This window comes from Klebsiella sp. HMSC09D12, assembly GCF_001808475.1.
GTDB classification, from domain to species: Bacteria; Pseudomonadota; Gammaproteobacteria; order Enterobacterales; family Enterobacteriaceae; genus Klebsiella; species Klebsiella oxytoca.
In genome coordinates, this window is sequence record NZ_KV793503.1 from 139,730 (window position 1) to 163,902 (window position 24,173).

A 24,173-nucleotide genomic window follows, 5' to 3' on the forward strand; every position below is an offset into this window, starting at 1 on the left:
ATGAACTATCACGGCGGGCAATTAACCTTGCCCGCCGCTAAGGAGACACCATGCAACGTCATCAGGCCCCGTTCCGCGCAGATATCGTCGGCAGTTTTTTACGTCCGGACGCCATCAAACAGGCTCGCCAACAGCTGGCTGCAGGCGCTATTGACGCGCAGCAGCTACGGCAGATAGAAAATGAAGCTATTCGTCATCTGGTGCAGCAGCAGTGCGAGTGTGGGCTGCACGTGGTGACCGACGGTGAGTTCCGCCGCGCGTGGTGGCACTTTGATTTCTTTGACGGTTTGCAGGGCGTCGAACGCTACGATTCCGAAAAGGGTATCCAGTTCAACGGGGTACAAACCAAAGCGCACGGGGTACGCGTCACCGGTAAACTGGCCTTTGGCGATCACCCGATGCTGGAGGATTTTCGCTATCTGAAGAGCATCAGCGGCAGCGCGCAGCCGAAAATGACCATCCCCAGCCCAAGCGTTTTGCACTTCCGCGGCGGGCGCAAAGATATTGACGCGACGGTTTATCCGGACCTCGCTGACTATTTCGACGATCTGGCGACCACCTGGCGCGATGCCATCCGCGCCTTCTACGATGCGGGCTGCCGCTATTTACAGCTTGATGACACCGTCTGGGCCTATCTGTGCTCCGATGAACAGCGCCAGCAGGTACGCGATCGCGGCGAAGATCCCGATGAGCTGGCGCGCATCTATGCCCGCGTGCTGAATCAGGCCCTCGAGGGAAAACCGCAGGATCTGATCGTTGGTCTGCACGTATGCCGCGGTAACTTCCGTTCAACCTGGATATCCGAGGGCGGGTACGAGCCGGTTGCCGAAGTGCTGTTCGGTGGAGTGAACATCGATGCCTTCTTCCTGGAGTACGATAACGACCGTTCCGGCGACTTCGCGCCGCTGCGCTTTATCCGCCCTGGCCATCAGCAGGTGGTGCTGGGCCTGATCACCACTAAAAATGGCGAGCTGGAAAACCCGGAAGGCGTGAAGGCGCGTTTGCGGGAGGCGGCGCAGTACGTCCCGCTGGAGCAAATTTGCCTTAGCCCGCAGTGCGGTTTTGCCTCAACCGAAGAGGGGAACTCGCTGACGGAAGCCCAGCAGTGGGACAAGGTCCGTCTGGTCACCGGTATCGCCGCTCAGGTCTGGTAACGCTTTTATAGCGCAGCGTTGCACTATTTTAAGGCAACGCTGCCCGTCGCTTCGCTTTTCCCGTCTGGTCCATCACGCTTTCACGCCCCTGCAAAAGCTGGCATTGTTTTTGCCTTATCACTTCCGGTTAGTCGTTAATTCATTTTTGTCTTTGCGCTATTCAGGAGTGACACACATGCAGCGTCGAACACTATTAAAAGCTTTTGCTCTCTCCGCCTCTGTTATCAGCATGGGCTTCTCCTTGCAGGTATACGCCGCCGACACCATCAAAGTCGGGATTATGCATTCGCTCTCAGGGACGATGGCGATTTCCGAAACCCCGCTTAAAGAGGTCGCCCTGATGGCGATCGACGACATTAACGCCAAAGGGGGCGTGCTGGGTAAAAAGCTGGAGCCGGTGGTCGTTGACCCGGCCTCAAACTGGCCGCTGTTTGCGGAAAAGGCGCGTCAGCTGCTTACGCAGGATAAGGTCGCGGCGGTGTTCGGCTGCTGGACCTCGGTGTCGCGCAAATCGGTTCTGCCGGTATTTGAAGAGCTGAACGGCCTGCTTTTCTACCCGGTACAGTATGAAGGCGAGGAGATGTCGCCGAACGTCTTCTACACCGGCGCAGCGCCAAATCAGCAGGCTATCCCGGCGGTGGAATATCTGCTGAGCGAAGACGGCGGCGGGGCGAAGCGCTTCTTCCTGCTGGGTACCGACTACGTTTATCCGCGCACCACCAACAAAATTCTCCGCGCGTTCCTGCACGCCAAAGGCATTCAGGATAAAGACATCGAAGAGGTCTATACCCCGTTCGGCTATAGCGATTACCAGACCATCGTCGCCAACATTAAGAAGTTTTCCGCCGGCGGTAAAACGGCGGTGGTTTCCACGATCAACGGTGATTCCAACGTTCCGTTCTATAAAGAGCTGGCTAACCAGGGGCTAAAAGCGACCGATGTTCCGGTAGTGGCCTTCTCGGTGGGTGAAGAGGAGCTGCGCGGGATTGATACCAAACCGCTGGTGGGCAATCTCGCGGCGTGGAACTACTTCGAATCCGTGGATAACCCTACCAACAAACAGTTTGTCGCCGATTATCGCGCCTGGGCCAAAGCGCATAAGCTGCCGAACGCGGATAGTGTGGTCACCAACGATCCGATGGAAGCAACCTGGGTCGGTCTGCATATGTGGGCCCAGGCGGTAACCAAAGCGGGGACCACCGATGTCGATAAAGTTCGGGAAGCCATGGCCGGTCAGACCTTTAAAGCGCCGTCGGGCTTCACCCTGACGATGGATGCGACCAACCATCACCTGCATAAACCGGTCATGATCGGCGAAATCGAAAGCAACGGCCAGTTTAACGTGGTCTGGCAGACTGAAGCGCCCGTTCGCGCCCAGCCGTGGAGCCCGTGGATTGCCGGGAACGACAAAAAACCGGATCACCCGGTAAAAAGCGCCAGTAACTAAACGTTGAACCCCGGCGCTAAGCCGGGGTGACGGATTCTGTCGTTCGGGCACGACCCGATTTCCCGGGTAAGGAGGACCACCATGAACCCATTGCGCCTTATGAGTTATTTTGCGCTGCTGCTGGTATTGATGCCGTGGCGGGCGCAGGCAGCCGACGCCGACGATTTCGTGGCAGCCACCCGCAGCCAACAGGCGCTGCTGCTTGAGCAGTGGGCCGTCGCGCCTGCAGCGCCGCGTTTACCGCTGCTAAGGGCGCTGAAAAGCGAGACATTACAATCGGATAGTCGCGGTCATGCGTTCAGCAAGCAGGGTGATAAGCTACTGGCGCTGGGCGCGGTTGCGGCTCCCGAAGGAACAATAAAACCGGTACGCCTGACCAATCGTCTGCGTAACCTCGCGGCAGGGGCGCTGGCCACGCATCAGCTGGTCAGTGACAACGTCACGGAAAGGGCCTCTGCGGCAAAAACCCTCCAGCGCGAAGCGACGCCAGAAATGGCGGTCCTGTTACAGCAGCGCCTGACGGCGGAAACCGACGGCGCGGTCAAATCGCTGTTGGGAATTGCGCTTGCTCGTCTGCAGCTAACCAGTCCGCAGCCTGCGCAGAGGCTGGCGGCCATTGAACGGCTCGGTCACTCAGGCGACCCGGAAACCCAGGCGCTGCTGACGCCTTATACCGACGCCCGGCATGAGCCAGACCCGGCGATCCGCGCGGCGGCGCAGGAGAGCCTGAGCAAAATCCAGCACCGCCTGCTGCTGGGCGATCTGCTCGGACAGGCGTTTATGGGCCTCTCCCTCGGCTCTGTCCTGCTGCTCGCCGCGCTCGGCCTGGCGATCACCTACGGACTGCTGGGGGTCATCAACATGGCCCACGGCGAAATGCTGATGATTGGCGCCTACAGCTGCTGGCTGGTTCAGCAGGCGCTGGCGCAACTGGCCCCGCAGTGGCTGGCCTTCTATCCGCTAATTGCGCTGCCGGTGGCGTTTCTGATTGCCGGCGGGATCGGCATGGCGCTGGAGCGCACCGTGATCCGTCATCTCTACGGTCGCCCGCTGGAGACGCTGCTGGCCACCTGGGGGATCAGCCTGATGCTGATCCAGCTGGTGCGGATGCTGTTTGGCGCGCAGAACGTCGAGGTCGCCAATCCGGCGTGGCTTTCCGGCGGCGTGCAGGTTCTGCCGAATCTTATCCTGCCGTGGAACCGTCTGGCGGTACTGGCCTTTGTGCTGCTGGTGCTGCTCTTCACCTGGTTGACGCTGAACAAAACCCGCCTCGGGATGAACGTGCGGGCGGTGACGCAGAACCGCGCGATGGCGGCCTGCTGCGGCGTCCCTACCGGCCGGGTCGATATGCTGGCGTTTGGTCTCGGCTCCGGTATTGCCGGGCTGGGCGGCGTTGCGCTATCGCAGCTCGGCAACGTCGGGCCAGAGCTGGGCCAGGGCTACATTATCGACTCCTTCCTCGTGGTGGTGCTCGGCGGCGTCGGTCAACTGGCCGGCAGCGTGGCGGCGGCGTTTGGTCTTGGCATCTTTAACAAAATCCTTGAGCCGCAAATGGGGGCCGTGCTGGGCAAAATCCTGATACTGGTACTGATTATCCTGTTTATCCAGAAACGTCCTCAGGGACTGTTCGCCCTCAAAGGGAGGGTTATTGACTGATGAGCCAACCTGTTACCTTAACGCTGGCGCGCAAAGCGCCGCGCCCGCTGCGCTGGATCGGCATTCTGCTGCTGTTGGGCCTGCTGAGTATGCCGTTTCTGGCGCTGCTGCCTGCTACGCATCCGCTGGCGGTTTCCGCCTGGCTGCTGACGCTGACCGGTAAGATCCTCTGCTACGCTATTGTCGCCGTCGCGCTGGATTTAGTCTGGGGCTATGCCGGGATGCTCTCGCTTGGCCATGGGATCTTTTTTGCCCTCGGCGGCTACGCCATGGGCATGTATCTTATGCGCCAGGCGGCGGGAGACGGACTACCGGCCTTTATGTCGTTTTTATCGTGGAGCGAGCTGCCGTGGTTCTGGTGGGGCACCCAGCATTTTGCCTGGGCGATGCTGCTGGTGGTGCTGGTGCCCGGTCTGCTGGCGCTGGTGTTTGGCTGGTTTGCCTTTCGCTCGAAAATCAAAGGCGTCTATTTTTCGATCATGACCCAGGCGCTGACCTACGCCGGAATGCTGCTTTTTTTCCGCAACGAAACCGGCTTTGGCGGTAATAACGGCTTTACCGGCTTTACCACGCTGCTCGGTTTCCCCGTCACCGCCATTGGTACCCGGGCGGCGCTGTTTATGGCGACGGTGCTGCTGCTGTTGCTCACTCTGTGGATTGGCTATTTGCTGGCGCAAAGCAAATTTGGCCGCGTGCTGACGGCGGTGCGCGATGCTGAAAACCGCCTGATGTTCTGCGGCTACGACCCGCGCGGATTTAAGCTGCTGGTCTGGACGCTTTCTGCCGTGCTGTGCGGCCTTGCGGGGGCGCTGTACGTGCCGCAGGTCGGGATCATCAACCCCAGCGAAATGTCGCCAACCAACTCTATCGAGGCGGCCATCTGGGTGGCGCTGGGCGGTCGTGGAACCCTAATCGGCCCGGTACTTGGCGCAGGGCTGGTCAACGGCGCGAAGAGCTACTTTACCATGGCGATGCCGGAGTACTGGCAGCTGTTTCTGGGGCTGATTTTTATTATCGTGACGTTGTTTTTACCGCGTGGCGTTATCGGCCTGCTGCGTAAAGGAGATCGCTGATGCAACCGGATGAAGAGCTCTTTACCCGCCAGCTGCCGACGGACCGCTTTCGTGAGCAGACCGATCCGGTGCTGCAGCTGGAAAAGATTAACGTCAACTTTGACGGTTTTCAGGTGCTGACCGACCTGTCGCTGCAGATTGGCGTCGGCGAACTGCGCTGCGTGATTGGGCCGAACGGCGCCGGTAAAACCACCCTGATGGACATCATCACCGGCAAAACCCGGCCGCAGAGCGGCAGGGCGCTTTACGATCAGTCGGTGGACTTAACGACCCTCGATCCTATCGCCATCGCCCGGCAGGGGATCGGACGCAAGTTCCAGAAACCGACGGTCTTTGAGGCGCTGACGGTGGCAGAAAATCTCGAACTGGCAATGAAAGGCGATAAATCGGTGTGGGCCAGCCTGCGGGCGCGCCTGACCAGCGAGCAGGCCGACCGAATCAGCGAAACCCTGCGTCTGCTGCGGCTGGAGGGCGAACGCTATCGGCCGGCGGGGCTGCTGTCGCACGGGCAAAAGCAGTTTCTTGAGATCGGCATGCTGCTGGTGCAGGAGCCGCATCTGCTGCTGCTGGACGAGCCCGCAGCCGGGATGACCGATGCAGAAACGGAGTATATGGCCGAGCTGTTCCGCACCCTTGCCGGTCAGCATTCGCTGATGGTGGTTGAGCATGACATGGGCTTTGTCGAGACCATCGCCGACCGGGTGACGGTGCTGCATCAGGGACAGGTGCTGGCGGAAGGATCGCTGCGCGAGGTGCAGGCCAACGAACAGGTGATTGAAGTTTATCTCGGACGCTAAGGAGCGCGGATGCTACAGGTTAATCAACTACATCAATATTATGGCGGCAGCCATATTCTGCGCGGCGTCGATTTTGCCGCGCGTCAGGGGGAGGTCACCTGCCTGCTCGGACGCAACGGGGTGGGGAAAACCACTTTGCTGAAGTGCCTGATGGGGCTGATCCCGGCGCGCAGCGGCGAAGTGCTGTGGCAGGAGAAGAATATCACCCACCGTAAACCGCACCAGCGGGTGCAGTCGGGGATCGCCTACGTGCCGCAGGGGCGGGAGATTTTTCCGCGCCTGACGGTCGAGGAGAATCTGCTGATGGGGCTGTCCCGCTTTCCCGCCCGCGACGCGCGCGCGGTGCCGGAAGAGATTTATCAGCTGTTTCCGGTGCTGAAAAGCATGAAGCAGCGGCGCGGGGGCGATCTTTCCGGCGGGCAACAGCAGCAGCTGGCCATTGGCCGCGCGCTGGCCAGCCGCCCGCAGCTGCTGATTCTTGACGAACCGACGGAAGGTATTCAGCCGTCGGTCATCAAGGAGATTGGCGAAGTTATCCGCCAGCTGGCGAATCGCGGTGATATGGCGATCCTGCTGGTCGAGCAGTTCTACGATTTCGCCGCCGGGCTGGCGGACCGCTACCTGGTGATGTCGCGCGGGGCGATTATCCAACAGGGCAGCGGCAGCGATATGGAAGCCGAAGGCGTCCGCGGGATGGTTACCATATAGGCCTTTCCCGGATGGAAATCTCTCCCCGGCTCGCGCTGCGCTTAGCCGGGCTACAGGTATACAGCCGTCTGCTGGCCCGTAGCCCGGGCAAGGCGCTTTGCGCCGCCCCCGGGAGAAGCGCGCACCATCGCTCAGTAGGTTACTTTCGCAGCAGCCGCTGCAGCCGCGCCTGACGCCAGTTTTTGATCCATTCGCCAAACACAAACAGGCGTAATCCTTTTACCGCCAGCAACGCCCCCCAGATGATCGCCACCCATGCGGACCAGTAGCTGTCCGCACCGGTCAGCCAGTTCAGCGCCGCCAGCAGGACGCAAACCACGACCGCCACGGTCAGTGAACGGTAAAAACGGCTTTCGCGTTCGACACGCGCTTTGGCTTCCTCAATGCGTAAATCCAGCGATTCGTCATGGCCTTCCGGCGAATCGCCGCTAATCTCGGCGACGTTAACTTCAAAGACTGCCGCAAGCGCGCTAAGGGTCTCCAGACCGGGGCGGTCACCGTTCTCAATGCGCTGAATGGTCCGCACGCTCACGCCCGCCAGTTCGGCGAGCTGCTCCTGGGACCAGGCGCGCTGTAAACGTAATTGTTTAACCTGATTGCTACTGTTCATCGTGACTCTCTCCGGGTGAAAAACCTGAGATGGAGTATTGTTGAGCAGGCTGTCGGCAACCACGATCGAAACCCGACAGGGGGGCGACAGCAACCTGACAGCCGCACGGCGCCTGGGCTCAGGCGCGGGCGACCGCACTACCGTTCCACGGGCGTACGTTCATCCCACGGAAAATCATCAGCCAGGCGGCAATAATAGCGAGCATCAATATTGCAAACAGCGACCAGTGCGGCAGATGGGTCAGAATCGTCCCGGTCAGCATCGGGTTAAAAGCCGCTCCCAGCCAGCCCAGCGACTGGGCGGAAAAGTAGCTGGCCTTCATGCCCGGCGGAGCAATGTTATCGATCAGCATATATTCACCCGGCGCGTAGATCACTTCACCGAGCGTAAAGACGGCGGCAGAGAGGCCCCACAGCAGCAGGCTATTATCGGAAATAACAAAACCGCCCAGTCCGAGTACAAAACAGACCGTACCAAAGGTCATCAGCGGGCGAATATTACGCGCGGTGAGGCGACGGCCGACCGCGTACTGCAGCGCCACCACGACGGCGGCGTTGACCGGCAGTACCACGGCAACCACTTTTTCAGCAAAATCGCTGTCCGCTACCACCAGCACATACTGGGAAATACAGGAAGCGAAAGAGCCGCCGACAAATGACGCCAGCAGGCCGGAGAGCGTAAACCACAGTAGCGCACGATCGCGCAGCAGCACCGAAGGCGACCACTGGACCGCATTATCCTCAGCAATCGCGGTGCTGGTGCGCTGGACAAACAGCTGAATAAACACCAGCGGCAGCGCGGCGCAGCCCGCTGCCAGCCAGAACGGCAGGTTAATGCTGTACATCACCAGCAGAGTGCCGATCGGCGGTCCAACGGTCCAGCCAATATTAAGAAAGGTGTAGTTAAGGGAAAAAATCTGCGCCTTCTTTTCCGGCGACAGCACGTCGGCGAACCACGCTTTCAGGACGGTGGAGAATACCGAGTAGGCGCAGTTAATCAGCGCGAAGAAAAACACCACCAGCGCGACGCTATTGACCAGCGGAATAGCGATGAAACCGCCAATAAACGCCAGCACGGCGAGAGTCATATAGCGCTTTTTATCGAACTTATCGGCGAGAATGCCAAACCCCATGCTGAACAGCACCCCGACGATCAGCGCGCTCGACAGCGCATAGCCGATTTTATCCACCTCCAGCTGGTACTGCCGGGTGAGGTAGATCGTCATAAAAGGTAACGTTGCGCCGCGGCCAATCGTTAACAGCAACGACGAAGCCAGCAGCGCCGCCGTTGAGCGCCTGAGTGTCGGTATCATTTTTTCCTTGCCTGAAGTGATGTTATTTTTGTTGTCCCGATCACAAATAGCATGCTAACCGAAGCTTGTATAGTTCCCATCGGTGATGAAAAGCACGCCAGCGACCTACCGAAAATAATGATCTAGGCGGCGGACGAATTATTCTGTAGTTTGATTTTGTTCACAAAAAATCCAATAACAACCGAGGCAGGGTATGACGCGAAAAGACGGGCTGCTGGCATTACTGGTGGTGGTGGTATGGGGGCTGAATTTCGTGGTGATTAAGCTGGGGCTGCATAATATGCCGCCGCTGATGCTTGCCGGACTGCGTTTTTTGCTGGTGGCTTTCCCGGCGCTGCTCTTCGTCGCGCGGCCAAAAATTCCGCTCACTCTGCTGCTGGGCTACGGTCTGACTATTAGCTTTGGCCAGTTTGCGTTTCTGTTCTGCGCGATTAGCCTCGGTATGCCTGCCGGGCTGGCCTCGCTGGTGCTGCAGGCGCAGGCCTTTTTTACCATTATTCTTGGCGCGTTTATCTTCGGCGAGCGTTTGCAGGCGAAACAGCTGGCAGGTATCGCACTGGCGATTTTCGGCGTCCTGGTGCTGGTCGAGGCCAGCCTCGGCGGACAGCATGTTCCGCTGGTGGGCTTTATGCTGACCCTGGCGGCGGCGCTGAGCTGGGCCTGCGGCAACATCTTCAATAAAAAAATCATGTCCCATGCGAGCCGGCCGCCGATTATGTCTTTAGTCGTGTGGAGCGCGCTGATCCCGGTGCTGCCTTTTATGCTGGCCTCCTGGCTTCTCGATGGTCCGCAGATCATGGCGGCAAGCCTGTTGCATATCGATGGGGTAACGATTCTGTCGCTACTGTATCTGGCGTTTGTTGCGACGATTGTCGGCTATGGGATCTGGGGTTCGCTGCTCGGTCGCTATGAGACCTGGCGCGTAGCGCCGCTGTCGCTGCTGGTGCCGGTGGTGGGAATGGCCAGCGCCGCCTTGCTGCTCGGCGAAACGCTGAATAGCCTGCAACTGCTGGGGGCCGTGCTCATTATGGCCGGGCTGTATATCAACGTTTTCGGCCTGCGGATCGTGCGTCCTGGAATGGCGAGAGGATAAAAAAAAGCCCCGGTGACGGGGCTAAAGGGATTTTACAGGCCTTGCTGGTTGTAATAGGGTACGCCCAGTTCATCTGATTTATCACTGCCCGAAGCCATGTGATTGAAATCAAAAGGCGAATCATTATGCTCGGAAGGAATAATCATCGCATCCCGGTTGTTGTGGCGAACCGGAGTGGTGGTCTGCTCCGCATAACTCTGGCTGGAGACCAGCGCCAATAGCACGATGGCGGCGGAAGCGAATAGTTTCATGATTTCCTCAATACGTCTTTTTTGCAGGCGGTTAACAACAGTTGTTCAACGGGAGCAGGTAGCGCGACTCGCCCGGCACGTTAGTAATACGATACTGGTGCGGCGGAACATCGAAATAGTTTTTGAAAGTCCGCGTCAGCGTTTGCTGCGACTCAAAGCCATAGCGCTCGGCCAGGTATAAGATAGGCTCGTTGCTCTGCTTCAGCTTCTGCGCAATCTCGGTCAGCTTACGGCTGCGGATATATTGTCCCAGCGAGTGACCGGTCTCTTTCTTGAACATTCTTTGCAGGTGCCACTTGGAGTAACCTGAGCGCTCTGAAACCTTCTCCAGCGACAGGGGCGATTCCAGGTTATCCTCGATCCACGACAAAATACTATGGATAGTGATGGCGTCGTTATTGCGTCTGGACATCATCTTACCTCTTCTTATTACGACAGAACTTTTTTGAGCAGGCACTCAAGAGTGGCCACTTCATCCGTCGACAGATTTTTTGTTAGTTCCTGGTGCAATTTCTGACCCACAACCTGATGACACTGCTCACAAAGGGCTGCGCCGTCTGGCGTTAGCTGCACCAGTACGCCACGCTTGTCAGTCGGGTTGGGTAACCGTTCAATCCAGCCTTTACAGACCAGGCGGTCAAGCATGCGCGTCATGGCGCCCGGATCGACGGAAAGGACGGTTTTCAGCTCAACGGGGGTAATACACACTTCGCAACGAATGGAACAGAGCACCCGAAACTGGGTGGACGTAATATCCATCGGTGAGAGGTAGTCGTTGAGCAGGCGATCTTTTTTCTGGTTAACCATCTGGATCAAGCGTCCGAGGGGGATCATTTCGTTAAACAGGTCGCTTGTACTTTTCACGATGGTTGCCCAGGCAATGACTTAGTTGCGGGAGATATTATTGCCTAGGCAAATATAAGTCAACCTGATGAATAAGCCGATGCCACGATTTGCTAAAACGGATAGTTGTGATGCAGGTCACTCTATTTGGCGCGGTTGTCTTATGATTTATTGCATGATGGATACATTCTGCCGGGAACTCGCGCTACTCTGACAACCGACGCTATACTCGGCGCGCGTCATTTTTTGATAATCCAATATTTACAGGACTTTAACTCACTATGATGGATCTTTTTAAAGCGATAGGCCTGGGACTGGTTGTGATCCTACCGCTGGCAAACCCGCTGACTACCGTGGCGCTGTTCCTTGGCCTGGCCGGAAACATGAATAACGCCGAGCGTAACCGGCAGTCGCTGATGGCCTCGGTCTACGTGTTCGCTATCCTGATGGTCGCGTGGTACGCCGGGCAGGTGGTGATGAACACCTTTGGCATATCGATTCCCGGACTGCGTATCGCCGGGGGGCTGATTGTCGCCTTTATCGGCTTCCGGATGCTGTTTCCGCAGCAAAAGGCCCATGATTCGATGGAAGCTAAGCTCAAATCGGAAGAGCTCGAAGATGAACCGACGGCCAATATTGCCTTCGTTCCCCTGGCGATGCCGAGCACCGCAGGGCCGGGGACGATCGCGATGATTATCAGCTCGGCGTCGACGGTGAAGCACGGCGCAAACTTCCCGGAGTGGGTTGTGCTGGCGGCGCCGCCGATTACTTTTGCGCTAGTCGGCATTATTCTGTGGGGCTGCCTGCGCAGCTCCGGAGCGATTATGCGTCTGGTCGGGAAGGGCGGTATCGAGGCGATTTCCCGCCTGATGGGCTTCCTGCTGGTCTGTATGGGCGTGCAATTCATCATCAACGGCGTGTTGGAGATTATTTCGACCTATCACGCCTGACGACTTTGCATCGACAGGAAAAATAAAAAAGCCTGCCGTTTTGCAACCGGCAGGCTTTTTTTAGTCGAACGATCAGGAGTGATGCGGCTGATGGTCGTCCAGCGAGATCGGCCAGCGGCGGAAAATCATCACCGCCCACATTAACGCGACGACGGCCGGGATCGCGCCGACATAGCCAATCGACGCCATCGACAGATGGGTACTGACCTGACTGCCCACCAGCGCGCCAGCGCCGATGCCGATATTAAAGATCCCCGAAAACAGCGACATCGCCACGTCGGTTGCATCCGGCGCCAGCGCCAGCACTTTAACCTGCATACCAAGCCCGATAATCATGATCGCCACGCCCCAGAAGACGCTCAGCAGCATCAGGTGGTTAGCGTTGTGCGAGGCGGGCAGCAGCAGTAGCAGACACGCCAGCAGCAGGCCAATCGCCGCATTGATTAATCCGGAAGCATGCAGGTTGCCGAGCTTACCAAACAGAATGCTGCCGACGATACCCGCGCCGCCCAGCGTCAGCAGCAGCACGGTCGCGAAGTTGCCGCTCAGGCCGGCGACCGTCTGAACGAACGGTTCAATATAGCTATAGGCGGTATAGTGCGCGGTCACCACAATCACCGTCAGTAAATAAATACTCAGCAGCGCAGGGCGGCGGAACAGCACCGGTAGGCTTTTCAGCGAACCTGAATGCTCGCTCGGCAGCCTGGGCAGCAGCTTGATCAGGCATACCATGGTGATCAGCGCTCCCAGGCCAATAACCAGGAAGGTGGTGCGCCAGCCAAAGTACTGCCCGACGATACGGCCGATCGGGATACCGAAAACCATCGCCAACGCGGTACCGGTAGCAATCAGGCTCAGCGCCTGCGCCCGTTTACCGGCTGGCGCCATACGAATCGCCAGCGCTGAAGTAATCGACCAGAATACCGCGTGGGCAAAAGCGATACCGATACGGCTGATCACCAGCACGTTAAAGTTCCATGCCAGGAACGACAGCACGTGGCTGGCGATAAACAGAATAAACAGGCCAACCAGCAGACGACGGCGCTCCATCTTGCTGGTCAACAGCATAAAGGGCAGCGACATCAGCGCGACGACCCAGGCGTAGATCGTCAGCATAATCCCCACCTGCGCCGTTTCCATGCCGAAGCTGTCAGCAATGTCCGACAGCAGGCCAACGGGCGCAAATTCGGTGGTATTAAAAATAAATGCCGCAATCGCAAGCGTGACTACGCGCAGCCACGCGACCTTGCGTGAAACCGTATTTGTCATCATAAGTTCAGGGCTGGTTACAAAGAGGAAAGAAGTGGCACGATCTTAAAACGATCGCTGCCTAAAACACAACCATTTTGTGATCTGAGTCTCATTTTTGTTTGAAGGAAATACCTGAACCTAACGGATTAATTTTCTTATAAAAGGTGTGCAATTATCCCGTTTATGTCATGTTATCGATAAGTAAAGAAGATGAAGGGACCGAACGATGCAGGAAATTAATTTTTATCTGGTCGATGCGTTCAGCGACCATAGCTTTGGCGGCAACGCAGCGGCGGTTTGCCCGCTCACCGAATGGCTGCCGGACGAAACGTTGCTGAAAATGGCGCAACAGCATAATCAGTCGGAGACGGCGTTTTTCGTCCGCACCGATGAAGGATACGAGCTGCGCTGGTTTACCACGCTGGATGAGATCAACCTTTGCGGCCATGCGACGCTGGCGGCATCGCACGTGATTTTTGAATATTTCGATCACCCGTCATCAACGATTGTCTTTAGCACCCGTTTTGTTGGCGAGCTTCGCGTCACGCGCAGCGGCGACTGGCTGACCCTGGATTTCCCGGCCTGGGCGACGACCGCCGTTGAGCAGCCGCCTGCGGAACTGCTGGCCGGGCTCGGACTGCGCGAAGCGCAGGAGATACGCGTGGCGCGCGATTATCTGGTGATTCTGGCCAACCGCCAGCAGGTGGAAGCCGTGCGCCCGGATATGCAGAGACTCCAGCGCCTCGGTAAAATGATCTGTATCAGCGCGGCGGATGAAGAGTATGACTTTGTCAGCCGTTTCTTCTGCCCGGGCGAGGCGGTGGCGGAAGATCCGGTGACCGGTTCGACCCACAGCATGCTGATTCCCTACTGGGGCGAAAAGCTCGGCAAAACGGAGATGCAGGCGCGGCAGGTTTCGGCCCGCGGCGGCGATCTGCGCTGCCAGTGGCGGGGCGAGCGGGTTCTGATCGGCGGTCAGGCGACGACCTATTTAATCGGCACGATTACGCTGCGTTAAGGAGGCCGGGTGAAGGAAATCCCTTTTTATCTGGTGGCGGCTTTCAGCGACCAGCCTTTTGCCGGCAATCCGGCGGCGGTATGCCTGCTTAAAGAGTGGCTGCCGGATGCGCTGCTGCTCAACATGGCGCAGCAGCACAACCAGTCGGAAACCGCGTTCGTGGTGCCAGAAAGCGATGGTTTTGCGCTTCGCTGGTTTACCACCCGCAACGAGGTCAATCTCTGCGGCCACGCTACGCTTGCCAGCGCGCATGTGATATTTCATCACCTGGATTATCCTGACGCGGTCATTCACTTCGCGACCGCTTCCGGTCGCCTGACCGTGAGCCGTGAAGGCGAGTGGCTGACGCTGGATTTCCCGGCGGGAGAAACGCAGGAGGGTGAGCCGCCCGCCGCGATGCTCTCCGCGCTGGGTATTGATAGCTATCTGCACGCGCGTAAGGGACGCGCATGGCTTATCGAGCTGGCCTCTCGCGACCTGCTAGAAGCCCTGCGGCCGAATATTACCGCGATGATCCCGGGTGAGCATAAAGTTACCGTTACCGCCGCAGGCAGCGGCGAATATGACTTCGTCAGCCGCTTTTTCTCCCCGGGAGAAGCGGTGTGGGAAGATCCGGTAACCGGTTCTGCGCATACCATGTTGATCCCCTACTGGCGTGCGAAGCTGGGCAAAACCCAGATGCTGGCGCGGCAGGTTTCCGCGCGCGGCGGTGATATTCGCTGCGAGCTAAAGGGCGAGCGGGTATTAATGAGCGGCCAGGCGGTAACCTATTTAAATGGCGTAATCACGCTACGTGAAATAACGTCAGGCGAGTACGCAAAATAAAAAGGGATCGGCAATAAACCTGCCGATCCCTTATCCATCCCCGCCTGTTGGGCAAACGTCTCCTGCGTACTCGGCGAAAAACCAGAGCTACTATCGGGTCAGACCAGAACAGATTGAAGAGAAAACTACATCGGGAATATCACAATCGCGCCGACGCACAGTGCCAGAATCCGTATTAAGTACATCGGCACCGAGAATATCCAGAATTCCGGTAATTTATATTTTCCCATTCCCAGAATCATTGCCGGCATACCGTCAATCGGCATATAGCCACCGTTCCAGCCAGAAATGACCACCGCAATCGCGGCTGCGGTAGGGTTGAGGCCGAGGCTGGTACAGGCGGCGATCGCGATCGGCGCGAAGATATACACCGAGCCCATGTTCGACCCGGTAAAGGTTGAGCAGGTGCTGGTCAGTAGCGCAAAGATAAAAATAAACACGAAGGGCGATACGTTTGCGCCGAGCACGCCTGCCACCGCATCGCCGACCATTGCCGTGAAGCCCGTGCCTGCCAGCGCATCGGCGACGCCGATCACCCCGGCCATCATCAGGATAACCGGCGCGCCCATATGATCGCGAACCTCTTTGAAGTCGACAACGTTAATCATCATCACGAAGGCAGCGGCGAGACCCGGTACGACATAGGCGATGTTGCCTAACTGGTTCATCAGCATCATACCCACGACGCTGAACGCAAAGGCGCCAACGGTGCAATACTCTTTCCACGCGGGCAGCACCACGGCTTCCTCTTCGCGTACCGCCATCGCTTCCTCGGAGGCATCGGCGATCGGGTGATCGGGTAAAAAGCGATACGCAACCAGGCACCAGGCCAAAAAGGCCAGCGACATCACCAGATTGACCAGAGCAAATTTCACCATTGAAATCTCCTCGTTGAAACCGGCGGTTTGCAGTACCGTGGCGGTGACGCCAAACAGCAGCGCGACGTTAACCGGGAACAGAGGATGATTGGTAGCGAATCCCAGCGGCATCATCAGCTTTGAGGTCGGCAGCTTCTTGCTGTAGGGGATGGTCGAAACCAGTGAAAGAATCAGCACGTAGTAGCCGGTTGAACCGGTACCCGCCAGGCTGGCGCCAATCATGACAATCACCAGTAGCAGCGCGTAGCTTTTATAGCTGCCTTTATTTACCAGATTAACCATCGCCGATTTTACGTTACCGATCAGCCGCGTTTTCTGCAGCGCCGCCATCACCACCATAAAGCCGGCGATCATAATGACGCTTGAGTTAACAAACCCGGCAAAGGCCTGCTGAACGTTGGAGAGCCCTGTCACAACCAATAGCAGACAGGCGAGCAGCGGCGGTGCGCCAAACGCCATTTTGTCTGACATAATAAGAACTATCATTAGCACCAGAATGCCCAGCGCCAGAATCATTTCCATTGTCATTGTTATTTCTCCTTCTTATTTACCCTTCCAGCATGTCGCTCGGCACTTTAAATACGGCTTTGCGTACCGTTGACGGCACGTCTACCGCGCACAGCGCCTGATGGGGTTCGCCGGGCAGAAATATCGCAAAATCACCGGGATACAGGGTGATGGATACCTGCAACGGGCAATCGCGGGCGATAAACAGATCCGGTTTGCGCTCTTCATCGCTATCCTGCGCGACGCAGAGCATTCCGGCGTTAATCACCTCGCAGCCCGCCAGCATCACCTGAATATCGGCCCACTGATGGTGATATTCGGTGTGCCGCTGTGCGGTCGGCTGGGTATGCGCTTCGCCGATATTGCAATACCAGCGACAGTTTTCCGGCTGCCAGCGGCCGTCCGGCCTGTCGCTCAGCGCCGCTAGCGTGGCTTGCGGAAGGGAGAGGATCTGCCGCAGCGCCGGGGGAAGCCCTGCCAGCGGCAGGGCGTTAAGGTTGCCGACGATCATCGTGCGGACTCCTTCACCCACTCGGGCGAAACGTGCACGTATTTAATCGCCTGGCGGAACCAGGTGTAGGCAATGTGCAGCGTGCCGTCCGCCCCTTGTTTGATACTCGGGTAGGAGAACTCGCGATTGCGCTTATCCAGCGAGTTATTGGTCATGCAGTAGCCGTCGCCTTCATCGAGGTTGCGCTGCCATGGCCAGGTTTTACCGCCGTCGGCGGAGATGGCTACGGTCATCGGCGCGCGCGGCGCTCCCCAGAAGGCCGAACGCCCGCTGGTCACTTCCGGCTCTTTGCGGCTGTTATCGCCATCGTCGATTTCGTCGTAAAGCGATGCCCGGCGTTCCCGCGCGCCGGCGGCGCTCATGTGGTTAAAGACCAGCGCCAGTTCGCCGCTGGCGAGGGTGGTCACCTGAATAGATGAGTTGTTATTGGGCAGTTCAGTCGGTTCCGGCGCTGACCAGCTTTCGCCGTTATCGACGGACTGGCTGTAGTAGATATTGTCGGCCCAACGGCTGCGGAACAGCGCAACCAGCGTGCCGCCCGGCAGCGCGGTGATGTTCATATGTACGCAGCCCAGGCTTTGCGGGACTTCGACGTTGCGCCAGGTTTTGCCGCAATCGGAGGAGATTTTGACGGCGCTGATATCGTCGTTGCCAACCCATTTTTCACCCGGTTGAGTGCGGCAGTAGAAGACCGGCAGCAGCCAGTTGCCGTTGTCGAGGACGGTGATCGGCTGGCGAATAAAGGTGCCGGGCTTATCTAGCAGGGTGGCAATCTCGCCCCAGGTTTGACCCAGATCCGTTGACTGGCGATAGCGCACGATGGCGGTATCCTGGTTGCCGGAGATCTGCGCGGTCCACAGCAGCCATAGCACGTTATCCGGCGCCAGAAACAGCACCGGGTTTTGCTCGGAACGGCTGGCGTCATCAGACAATTTGACCGCATCGCTCCACTGGCGGCTCCCGGGCAGCAGACGCGATCCCCAAACGGAGATGTCGGCAACGCCTTCCTGGGTACCGCCGAACCAGACGCACATCAGGGAGCCGTCCGGCAGCGGCAGCAGGTTTGCCGCATGGTTTTGCGGGCAGGATGACGGTAACATCGCGGTTTCGACCCGCGCGTCCTGTTCATGCTGATTAATGATTCCGTCACGAATTGCGGTTACAGACATATTCATACTCCGTTATTTTCAGTAGGGTTTTATTTGTTTAGCTGTAATGAGTCGTAAGCTTCTGCGGGCTGCGAAGCCTTAATGATTTTTTTATTACGAATAATATTGAGCGTTTCCACCGCCAGCGAAAAGAAAATGGCAAAATAGAGATAACCTTTTGCAATGTGTATCTCCAGACTATCCGCGACCAATAATATCCCCACCAGCAACAAAAAGGTTAAAGCGAGCATTTTCATCGTTGGCGTGTTATTGACAAAATCGCCAATGGTCTTTGCCGCGAACATCATAATGCCAACAGCAATAATGACTGCCGTAATCATAATGAAAATATGTTGCGACAAACCGACTGCGGTAATAACTGAATCCAGGCTAAAGACAATATCCAGCAGCATAATCTGGACAACCGCGCCCGCCAGCGAAAGCTGACGCTGGCCGCCGCCGTGCGACTCTTCTTCCAGCTGCAGTTCACCGCGTATCTCCTGCAGTGACTTGTAAATAAGGAAACAACCACCGACAAATAAAATGATGGTGCGCACCGATACGACAAAATGCGCAATAGTAAACAGCGGTACCGTTATATGCGCCAGCCAGGCAATAGATACCAGCAATAGCACGCGCATAACCATTGCGCCGCTTAATCCCAACTTACGCGCAACATTTTGTTGATGCGGTGGCAGTTTGGCCACTACCAGCGAGAGAAAGATAATATTATCGACCCCGAGAATAATCTCCAGAAAGGTGAGCGTTACCAGCGTCAACCATATTTCAGGGTCAAGCATCCATATAAACATTGAAACATCCCTTACGCTACGTAAGACGTTATATATAAAATATTAAATATTGCCGGCACTGATTTTTTTGCTTACACCAGTGCCGGAAATTTAATTAACTATTTCCGCTATCGTCAGGAAATATATTTGGCAATAATGTGATTAATTTCCTCGCACTGCGCCGAGGTGAAGCTCACCGCGTAGCGACTGTCGCCAACATCGTGGCCCATCAGCTGCAGCGCTTTTTTTACCGCCGCCGGCGAGAACGCCACTTTATAAAGATCGGTGCGCAGACCGGTGACGCTCTCCTGAGCCTGGCGGGAGCCCTCAACATTGCCCGCTTTAAAATTTGCCCAGATGGCGTTGATCTCTTTTGGCGCGACGTTTGCCAGCCCGGAAATACAGGCGGAGCAGCCATCAACAAAACCCTGGTGTATCAGCGAATCAGGGCCGTTCAGCACGTCAAAATCGGCGATATCCCGGACCGCATCGAGGAAACCCTTCAGGCTTTCGTAGCTGCCGGCGCTGTCTTTGACGCCGATAATGTTCGGATGCTGCGCCAGCGCGCGCGCGGTTTGCGGTTCAATGGTGTTGCCGGTGCGCGCCGGGATGTTGTAGAGAAATACCGGTACGCTCAGGGCGTCAGCAATGGCGGTATAGTGGGCGATCAGCTCATCCTGCTTTAGCGGCACAAACCAGGGGGTAATCACGGAGACCGCGTCAACGCCCAGTTGTTCGATCTGTTGACCCAGGCGGATCGTTTCGCGAGTCGACACTTCGCCAATATGCGCCACCACCGGCGCCCGACCGGCAACTTCATCCACGCAGGCTTTAGCGACGGCGATTTTTTCCGCTTCATTCAGCACAAAGAATTCGCCGTTGGTACCGCCGCAAAAAATAGCGTTGCCCGCGGCGAGCTGGCGCTGTACCTGCTGCCTTAGCGCCGGGATATTCACGGCTCCCTCTGCGGTAAAAGGCGTGACGATGGCGGTCAGAACGCCGGTAATTGAATTGCTCATTTCATCTCTTCCCTGGTGTTATTGTGCGGGGAACAGGGTGCGGTAAACCGCTTCAACCTGATCCTGGTTAACGCTGCATGGCGCATTATTCAGTAAACGCTTGACGTTCAGCGCCGCTTCGCTCAGTTCGCTGATGCTCTCTGGCGGTACGCCCAGCGCGGCAAGGTTATCGGGCAGCTGCAGGCGTTTCACCAGCGCGGCGAGCCAGGCGACCAGTGCATGGGATTTCTCTTCTTCGCTAAGCGTCAGGTCGGTTTCAGGGAGCAGATCCCAGACCTGGGCAAATTTCGCCACCGCGTGTGGGCGCACCACCTTCATACAAGGCGCCAGCAAAATGGCGTTAGCCACGCCGTGCGGCAGGTGATATTTGCCGCCTAACGGATAGGAAAGGGCATGAACCAGATGAGTGCCCGCATGGTTAATAGCCACACCGCCATAATAAGAGGCCCATAGCATCTCCAGCTTCGCCGCCAGATTGTGCGGCTCACTCACCGATAGCTCGATGTTGCGCACCAGCTTGCGCAGGCCAATCAGCGCCGCGTTATCGCTAACCGGATTGGCAACGGTCGAAGTAAAGCACTCAATAAGATGACACAGCGCGTCAATGCCGGTAGAGGAGGCGATATGCGCGGGCATGCTGGTGGTTAATTCCGGCAGCAGGGCAACATAATCCGGCAGCAGAACCGGGGAGATAATCCCCACCTTCGTATTCTGTTCCGGGATTGCCAGGATCGCGTTCGGCGTGGCTTCGGAACCGGTGCCGGCAGTGGCGGGAATTAATAACGAGGTCACCTTTTGCTGCGGCTTTTCGCCGGCCAGCAGCGCCTCAAGCCCCGGCGAGTCGGGATGCAGCAGAACCGAGAGCAGCTTGGCCACATCCAGAACGCTACCGCCGCCAATCCCGACAATTAGCTCCGGCTGGTTAGCGCTGACGAGGCGCAGAATTTGCGTCATATCATGCTGGCTTGGCTCTGCGTGTACGGAATCAACGATCTGAACCTGACGCCCTTCGTCTTCCAGAAGCGTACGGATCTGCCGTGCGGCATCGAGTTTGCCAACGTTGGCATCGGTGACCAGCAAAATGCGCTGTTTGCCGGTCAGCAGCGGTAGCAGGGCGGTAAACGCGCCCGCGCCGCTAATCAGGGTGCTGTTAATGGTTGCCACTTCTTTCTCCTGTCTTATGGATGATTAAACTTAATCATCTATTGTTCGGGTCACTCACATTGTGGGATGAAGTTATAATTTATAGCGAGATTTAATAACTTGAGCTTGCTCACATTTAATCAATTGTGATTGAATATAATCATTATCAATTTCGAACAGCTTGAAAAGGGAACATGATGGGCAGCGGCGATAACAAGGTGCTGGTTCTGGCGGATGACTTTACCGGCGCAAATGACGCGGGAGTCAGCCTGGCGGAGACGGGGATGCGGGCGGAAGTGGCGTTTAGCGCCAGCTACCAGGGAGAGGCGCAGGCGCTGATCCTCAATAGCGACAGCCGCGCGCAGCCCGCCGCAGAGGCGGCACGGCGCATCACGCATCTTTTACAGGCGGTGTTGCCGCGTTTTCAGCCGCGCTGGACGGTGAAAAAAATCGACTCCACGCTGCGCGGCAATCTCGGCGCCGAGCTGGAAGCAACGATGCGCGCGCTGAACTGCGCCGTAGCGGTTCTGGCGCCGGCTTTTCCGGCGGCTGGCCGGTTGACGCGCCGGGGTGTGTGCTATGTGCACGGCTCGCCGGTGAATGAAACCGAGTTCGCGACCGACCCGAAAACGCCGGTCAGCAGCGCGGATATCGCCGCCGTGGTCGCTCAACAAAGCGATTTGCTGTGCCGCGGGACAACGGTCGCCGGGCTGGCGGCAGAGCTGGAACAAACGGTTGAGACGCCGCGGGTGCTGATCGTCGATGCCGAAGAAAACCAGCAGTTGGATGCCATTATCGCCACGGTCGCTCTGTGCGAGCAGCGGGTGCTGCTGGTGGGGTCTGCGGGGCTATGCGACGCCCTGGCGCGTCGGCTGGCGACTATGCCGCACGGCCCGCTGCTGGCGGTGGTCGGTTCAATGAGCGAAATCGCGCAACAGCAGGTTGCCCGTCTTAATGAGCATCCGCGCGTCCGGCGGGTCGACATTGATGTGGCTATGGCCTTTGACGGCGATGCCGCCCTTGATGCCCGGCGTATCGTGGCGGTATTGAGCGAAAATAATCATTGCGTTATCACCACCCGACCCGATAGCGAGGCGCGAAAGGCGGTTGAAGCCTTGTGTCGTCGGCATGGGGTCGATCGCACCGCCCTTGGCGAGCGCATCTGCGCATACCTGGCGCGGGTCAGCGCGCTGGCCATCGCGCAGAGCCAGCCGGGAGCGCTCTATTTATCCGGCGGCGACGTGGCGATCGCCGTGGCGCAGGCGCTGGACGCCAGCGGATTTCATATTACAGGCCGGGTGGCGCAATGCGTGCCGTTCGGCAATTTTCTGGGTAGTAGCTGGCAGCGGCCGGTAATGACCAAGGCAGGCGGATTCGGAACGGAAACCACCCTGCTGGAGGTTGTGAATTTTATTGAGGAGAAAATGAGTGACTAACATCATTGCGGTAACGATGGGAGACCCGGCAGGCATTGGCCCGGAAATTATTATCAAATCGCTGGTTGAGGGGAAACTCAACGGCGCGCCGGTCGTGGTGGTGGGCTGCGCGCAGACGCTGCGGCGGATCCTGGCGATGGGGATAACCCCGCCCGCCGAGCTGCGTATCATTGATCGTCCGGAACAGGCGCAGTTCAGCGCGGGCACGATTAACGTTATCGACGAACCGCTGGCCGATCCGCAAGGACTACGCGCGGGGGAAGTGCAGGCGCAGGCGGGGGATTTAGCTTACCGCTGCATCAAGCGAGCGACCGAGCTGGCGATGGCGGGTGAGGTGTTTGCGATCGCTACCGCGCCGCTCAATAAAGAAGCGCTGCATCTGGCCGGGCACAACTTCCCGGGACATACCGAAATGCTCGCCCATCTGACGCAAACCAAAGATTTTGCGATGGTGTTATATACCGATAAGCTCAAAGTGATCCATATCTCTACCCACGTGGCGCTGCGAAAATTCCTTGATAATCTGAACCAGCCGCGAGTTGAAACGGTGATCGGCATCGCCGATAGCTTCCTGCGCCGGGTGGGTTTCACTAATCCGCGCATTGCCGTTGCCGGAGTGAACCCTCACGCCGGGGAAAACGGTCTGTTTGGCGATGAAGAGATTCGTATCGTGGGTCCGGCCGTTGAAGCGATGAAGGCCAGAGGGCTCAACGTGACCGGGCCATGCCCGCCGGACACGGTATTTATGCAGTGTCACGAAGGTCTGTTTGATATGGTGGTCGCGATGTATCACGATCAGGGGCATATTCCGCTAAAATTACTTGGATTTTATGATGGGGTAAATATTACCGCCGGCCTGCCGTTTATCCGCACTTCCGCAGACCACGGCACGGCGTTTGATATTGCCTGGACAGGTAAAGCTAAGTCTGACAGCATGGCAACCTCTATTGAGCTCGCCATGCAAATCGCACAGGAATAACATGAAGGGATATAACCGGTTAGAGCAGATTATGGATTTTCTGAAGAGCCATAATCTGGTGACAGTGGACCAGCTGGTGGCGGCGACTCACGCCTCGCCGGCGACGATTCGCCGCGACCTGATTAAGCTCGATCAGGAAGGGGTCATCAGCCGTACCCACGGCGGCGTCACGCTCAACCGGTTTATTCCTTCACAGCCCACCACCCAGGAGAAGTCCCAGCGCAGTCTGCAGGAAAAATACGCCATCGCCAGCGCGGCGGCGGCGTTAGTCAAGGCCGGGGACGCCATCGTCCTCGATGCCGGAACCACGATGATCGAACTTGCCCGGCAGATAACCCACTTGCCGCTGCGGGTGATCACCAGCGATCTGCATATCGCCCTGTTTCTCTCGGAATTTAAGCAAATTGAAGTTACCATCATCGGCGGACGCATCGACGACAGCAGCCAGTCCTGCATCGGCGATCACGGACGCCGTCTGCTGCAAAATATCTGGCCCGATCTGGCGTTCGTTAGCTGCAACGGCTGGGATCTGGAGAAGGGCGTAACCTCGCCAACGGAAGAGAAAGCGGCGCTGAAGCGGGATTTAATCGCGAACGCCCGGCGGCGCATTCTGCTGGCGGACAGCTCAAAATACGGCGCCTGGTCGCTGTTTAACATCACCCATCTCGACTCGCTCACCGACATCATCACCGATAATCATCTGCCGGAAGAGACGCGTGAACTGCTGGGGCATATCCATCCCCGGCTGATCATTGCCGACTAGCCGGGAAAGC

The 24,173-nt window shown here is 57.6% G+C and carries 25 protein-coding genes; 13 read left to right on the forward strand and 12 right to left on the reverse strand.

Going from position 1 to position 24,173, the window contains the following annotated elements:
* Window positions 1-50: 50 nt before the first annotated feature.
* The 6 genes from HMPREF3178_RS23130 to urtE all read left to right on the forward strand — a co-directional run bounded on the left by HMPREF3178_RS23130 (window position 51) and on the right by urtE (window position 6,835).
* On the forward strand, window positions 51-1,154 hold the full coding sequence (locus HMPREF3178_RS23130; protein ID WP_004102367.1) for a cobalamin-independent methionine synthase II family protein: 1,104 nt from the start codon (window positions 51-53) through the stop codon (window positions 1,152-1,154).
* Between the two features lie 175 nt (window positions 1,155-1,329).
* A complete protein-coding gene (urtA, locus tag HMPREF3178_RS23135) occupies window positions 1,330-2,601 on the forward strand; it encodes an urea ABC transporter substrate-binding protein (protein WP_004102365.1) in 1,272 nt (423 codons plus the stop codon).
* A gap of 81 nt (window positions 2,602-2,682) precedes the next feature.
* Window positions 2,683-4,257, forward strand: coding sequence for an urea ABC transporter permease subunit UrtB (gene urtB / locus HMPREF3178_RS23140; protein ID WP_017145802.1), 1,575 nt, complete (start codon window positions 2,683-2,685; stop codon window positions 4,255-4,257).
* Complete coding sequence (urtC, locus tag HMPREF3178_RS23145) at window positions 4,257-5,330, forward strand: urea ABC transporter permease subunit UrtC (protein WP_004102363.1); 1,074 nt, start codon at window positions 4,257-4,259, stop codon at window positions 5,328-5,330. The genes urtB and urtC overlap by 1 nt, the downstream gene beginning before the upstream one ends.
* Complete coding sequence (urtD, locus tag HMPREF3178_RS23150; protein WP_017145803.1) at window positions 5,330-6,127, forward strand: urea ABC transporter ATP-binding protein UrtD; 798 nt, start codon at window positions 5,330-5,332, stop codon at window positions 6,125-6,127. The genes urtC and urtD overlap by 1 nt, the downstream gene beginning before the upstream one ends.
* Before the next feature lie 9 nt (window positions 6,128-6,136).
* Window positions 6,137-6,835, forward strand: coding sequence for an urea ABC transporter ATP-binding subunit UrtE (gene urtE / locus HMPREF3178_RS23155; protein WP_004102361.1), 699 nt, complete (start codon window positions 6,137-6,139; stop codon window positions 6,833-6,835).
* 139 nt (window positions 6,836-6,974) lie between these two features.
* Here the strand turns inward: urtE and HMPREF3178_RS23160 are convergent, their stop codons facing one another.
* Both HMPREF3178_RS23160 and ydeE read right to left on the reverse strand, forming a co-directional pair.
* Complete coding sequence (locus HMPREF3178_RS23160; RefSeq protein WP_004113296.1) at window positions 6,975-7,445, reverse strand: helix-turn-helix domain-containing protein; 471 nt, start codon at window positions 7,443-7,445, stop codon at window positions 6,975-6,977.
* A 118-nt stretch (window positions 7,446-7,563) separates the two neighbouring features.
* Entirely contained in the window at window positions 7,564-8,757 is a 1,194-nt protein-coding gene (gene ydeE / locus HMPREF3178_RS23165) for an efflux MFS transporter YdeE (RefSeq protein WP_017145804.1), read from the reverse strand.
* Window positions 8,758-8,950: 193 nt separating this feature from the next.
* On the opposite strand from ydeE, the gene eamA reads away from it, so the two are divergent.
* Window positions 8,951-9,850: an O-acetylserine/cysteine exporter gene (gene eamA / locus HMPREF3178_RS23170; protein WP_004102355.1), complete on the forward strand. Its 900-nt coding sequence runs from the start codon at window positions 8,951-8,953 to the stop codon at window positions 9,848-9,850.
* 32 nt (window positions 9,851-9,882) lie between these two features.
* Here eamA and marB read toward each other — a convergent pair whose 3' ends face one another.
* Genes marB through marR form a run of 3 tightly spaced genes read right to left on the reverse strand, consistent with a single transcriptional unit; the run spans window position 9,883 to window position 10,965 of the window.
* Window positions 9,883-10,101 carry a multiple antibiotic resistance protein MarB gene (gene marB, locus HMPREF3178_RS23175; protein ID WP_004102353.1) on the reverse strand — a complete coding sequence of 73 codons (219 nt, stop codon included), beginning with the start codon at window positions 10,099-10,101 and terminating at the stop codon, window positions 9,883-9,885.
* A 31-nt stretch (window positions 10,102-10,132) separates the two neighbouring features.
* Window positions 10,133-10,513: an MDR efflux pump AcrAB transcriptional activator MarA gene (gene marA / locus HMPREF3178_RS23180; RefSeq protein WP_004102351.1), complete on the reverse strand. Its 381-nt coding sequence runs from the start codon at window positions 10,511-10,513 to the stop codon at window positions 10,133-10,135.
* A gap of 17 nt (window positions 10,514-10,530) precedes the next feature.
* Window positions 10,531-10,965 carry a multiple antibiotic resistance transcriptional regulator MarR gene (gene marR / locus HMPREF3178_RS23185; protein WP_004102349.1) on the reverse strand — a complete coding sequence of 145 codons (435 nt, stop codon included), beginning with the start codon at window positions 10,963-10,965 and terminating at the stop codon, window positions 10,531-10,533.
* 260 nt (window positions 10,966-11,225) lie between these two features.
* Between marR and HMPREF3178_RS23190 the strand changes: the two genes are divergently transcribed.
* Window positions 11,226-11,894, forward strand: a complete 669-nt coding sequence (locus HMPREF3178_RS23190; protein ID WP_004102348.1) for a MarC family NAAT transporter — start codon at window positions 11,226-11,228, stop codon at window positions 11,892-11,894.
* 72 nt (window positions 11,895-11,966) lie between these two features.
* On the opposite strand, the gene HMPREF3178_RS23195 is transcribed toward HMPREF3178_RS23190, so the two are convergent.
* Window positions 11,967-13,166 (reverse strand): sugar transporter, encoded by a 1,200-nt coding sequence (locus HMPREF3178_RS23195; protein ID WP_023321061.1) that lies wholly within the window; start codon window positions 13,164-13,166, stop codon window positions 11,967-11,969.
* 205 nt (window positions 13,167-13,371) lie between these two features.
* Between HMPREF3178_RS23195 and HMPREF3178_RS23200 the strand changes: the two genes are divergently transcribed.
* Both HMPREF3178_RS23200 and HMPREF3178_RS23205 read left to right on the forward strand, forming a co-directional pair.
* Entirely contained in the window at window positions 13,372-14,163 is a 792-nt protein-coding gene (locus HMPREF3178_RS23200; RefSeq protein WP_004102346.1) for a PhzF family phenazine biosynthesis protein, read from the forward strand.
* A gap of 9 nt (window positions 14,164-14,172) precedes the next feature.
* The gene (locus tag HMPREF3178_RS23205; RefSeq protein ID WP_017145805.1) at window positions 14,173-14,988 is read left to right on the forward strand and encodes a PhzF family phenazine biosynthesis protein; all 816 of its coding nucleotides are present in this window, start codon (window positions 14,173-14,175) and stop codon (window positions 14,986-14,988) included.
* Between the two features lie 125 nt (window positions 14,989-15,113).
* On the opposite strand, the gene HMPREF3178_RS23210 is transcribed toward HMPREF3178_RS23205, so the two are convergent.
* The 6 genes from HMPREF3178_RS23210 to HMPREF3178_RS23235 all read right to left on the reverse strand — a co-directional run bounded on the left by HMPREF3178_RS23210 (window position 15,114) and on the right by HMPREF3178_RS23235 (window position 21,006).
* A complete protein-coding gene (locus HMPREF3178_RS23210) occupies window positions 15,114-16,394 on the reverse strand; it encodes an SLC13 family permease (protein WP_004113290.1) in 1,281 nt (426 codons plus the stop codon).
* Between the two features lie 19 nt (window positions 16,395-16,413).
* Window positions 16,414-16,884 carry a NanQ anomerase/TabA/YiaL family protein gene (locus HMPREF3178_RS23215; RefSeq protein WP_016808773.1) on the reverse strand — a complete coding sequence of 157 codons (471 nt, stop codon included), beginning with the start codon at window positions 16,882-16,884 and terminating at the stop codon, window positions 16,414-16,416.
* Window positions 16,881-18,053 (reverse strand): sialidase family protein, encoded by a 1,173-nt coding sequence (locus tag HMPREF3178_RS23220; RefSeq protein WP_017145806.1) that lies wholly within the window; start codon window positions 18,051-18,053, stop codon window positions 16,881-16,883. The genes HMPREF3178_RS23215 and HMPREF3178_RS23220 overlap by 4 nt, the downstream gene beginning before the upstream one ends.
* Before the next feature lie 29 nt (window positions 18,054-18,082).
* Window positions 18,083-18,844 (reverse strand): TerC family protein, encoded by a 762-nt coding sequence (locus tag HMPREF3178_RS23225; protein ID WP_004113287.1) that lies wholly within the window; start codon window positions 18,842-18,844, stop codon window positions 18,083-18,085.
* A 113-nt stretch (window positions 18,845-18,957) separates the two neighbouring features.
* On the reverse strand, window positions 18,958-19,842 hold the full coding sequence (locus HMPREF3178_RS23230; protein WP_017145807.1) for a dihydrodipicolinate synthase family protein: 885 nt from the start codon (window positions 19,840-19,842) through the stop codon (window positions 18,958-18,960).
* Between the two features lie 18 nt (window positions 19,843-19,860).
* Complete coding sequence (locus HMPREF3178_RS23235; RefSeq protein WP_017145808.1) at window positions 19,861-21,006, reverse strand: iron-containing alcohol dehydrogenase; 1,146 nt, start codon at window positions 21,004-21,006, stop codon at window positions 19,861-19,863.
* Between the two features lie 176 nt (window positions 21,007-21,182).
* Between HMPREF3178_RS23235 and dtnK the strand changes: the two genes are divergently transcribed.
* From dtnK to HMPREF3178_RS23250, 3 genes are read left to right on the forward strand one after another with little or no spacing between them, the layout of a single operon-like run.
* Window positions 21,183-22,421 carry a D-threonate kinase gene (gene dtnK, locus HMPREF3178_RS23240; protein WP_017145809.1) on the forward strand — a complete coding sequence of 413 codons (1,239 nt, stop codon included), beginning with the start codon at window positions 21,183-21,185 and terminating at the stop codon, window positions 22,419-22,421.
* The gene (locus tag HMPREF3178_RS23245) at window positions 22,414-23,400 is read left to right on the forward strand and encodes a D-threonate 4-phosphate dehydrogenase (RefSeq protein ID WP_004113279.1); all 987 of its coding nucleotides are present in this window, start codon (window positions 22,414-22,416) and stop codon (window positions 23,398-23,400) included. Before dtnK ends, HMPREF3178_RS23245 begins: the two co-directional genes overlap by 8 nt.
* 1 nt (window position 23,401) lies before the next feature.
* Window positions 23,402-24,163 carry a DeoR/GlpR family DNA-binding transcription regulator gene (locus HMPREF3178_RS23250; RefSeq protein ID WP_004102327.1) on the forward strand — a complete coding sequence of 254 codons (762 nt, stop codon included), beginning with the start codon at window positions 23,402-23,404 and terminating at the stop codon, window positions 24,161-24,163.
* The last annotated feature ends 10 nt before the right edge of the window (window positions 24,164-24,173 follow it).

Bases quoted from the DNA above. Each gene is read 5' to 3' on its own strand.
- HMPREF3178_RS23130 (WP_004102367.1), top strand. From the start codon at position 51: ATGCAACGTCATCAGGCCCCGTTCCGCGCAGATATCGTCGGCAGTTTT.
- urtA (WP_004102365.1), top strand. From the start codon at position 1,330: ATGCAGCGTCGAACACTATTAAAAGCTTTTGCTCTCTCCGCCTCTGTT.
- urtB (WP_017145802.1), top strand. From the start codon at position 2,683: ATGAACCCATTGCGCCTTATGAGTTATTTTGCGCTGCTGCTGGTATTG.
- urtC (WP_004102363.1), top strand. From the start codon at position 4,257: ATGAGCCAACCTGTTACCTTAACGCTGGCGCGCAAAGCGCCGCGCCCG.
- urtD (WP_017145803.1), top strand. From the start codon at position 5,330: ATGCAACCGGATGAAGAGCTCTTTACCCGCCAGCTGCCGACGGACCGC.
- urtE (WP_004102361.1), top strand. From the start codon at position 6,137: ATGCTACAGGTTAATCAACTACATCAATATTATGGCGGCAGCCATATT.
- HMPREF3178_RS23160 (WP_004113296.1), bottom strand. From the start codon at position 7,445: ATGAACAGTAGCAATCAGGTTAAACAATTACGTTTACAGCGCGCCTGG.
- ydeE (WP_017145804.1), bottom strand. From the start codon at position 8,757: ATGATACCGACACTCAGGCGCTCAACGGCGGCGCTGCTGGCTTCGTCG.
- eamA (WP_004102355.1), top strand. From the start codon at position 8,951: ATGACGCGAAAAGACGGGCTGCTGGCATTACTGGTGGTGGTGGTATGG.
- marB (WP_004102353.1), bottom strand. From the start codon at position 10,101: ATGAAACTATTCGCTTCCGCCGCCATCGTGCTATTGGCGCTGGTCTCC.
- marA (WP_004102351.1), bottom strand. From the start codon at position 10,513: ATGTCCAGACGCAATAACGACGCCATCACTATCCATAGTATTTTGTCG.
- HMPREF3178_RS23190 (WP_004102348.1), top strand. From the start codon at position 11,226: ATGATGGATCTTTTTAAAGCGATAGGCCTGGGACTGGTTGTGATCCTA.
- HMPREF3178_RS23195 (WP_023321061.1), bottom strand. From the start codon at position 13,166: ATGATGACAAATACGGTTTCACGCAAGGTCGCGTGGCTGCGCGTAGTC.
- HMPREF3178_RS23200 (WP_004102346.1), top strand. From the start codon at position 13,372: ATGCAGGAAATTAATTTTTATCTGGTCGATGCGTTCAGCGACCATAGC.
- HMPREF3178_RS23210 (WP_004113290.1), bottom strand. From the start codon at position 16,394: ATGACAATGGAAATGATTCTGGCGCTGGGCATTCTGGTGCTAATGATA.
- HMPREF3178_RS23215 (WP_016808773.1), bottom strand. From the start codon at position 16,884: ATGATCGTCGGCAACCTTAACGCCCTGCCGCTGGCAGGGCTTCCCCCG.
- HMPREF3178_RS23220 (WP_017145806.1), bottom strand. From the start codon at position 18,053: ATGTCTGTAACCGCAATTCGTGACGGAATCATTAATCAGCATGAACAG.
- HMPREF3178_RS23225 (WP_004113287.1), bottom strand. From the start codon at position 18,844: ATGTTTATATGGATGCTTGACCCTGAAATATGGTTGACGCTGGTAACG.
- HMPREF3178_RS23230 (WP_017145807.1), bottom strand. From the start codon at position 19,842: ATGAGCAATTCAATTACCGGCGTTCTGACCGCCATCGTCACGCCTTTT.
- dtnK (WP_017145809.1), top strand. From the start codon at position 21,183: ATGGGCAGCGGCGATAACAAGGTGCTGGTTCTGGCGGATGACTTTACC.
- HMPREF3178_RS23250 (WP_004102327.1), top strand. From the start codon at position 23,402: ATGAAGGGATATAACCGGTTAGAGCAGATTATGGATTTTCTGAAGAGC.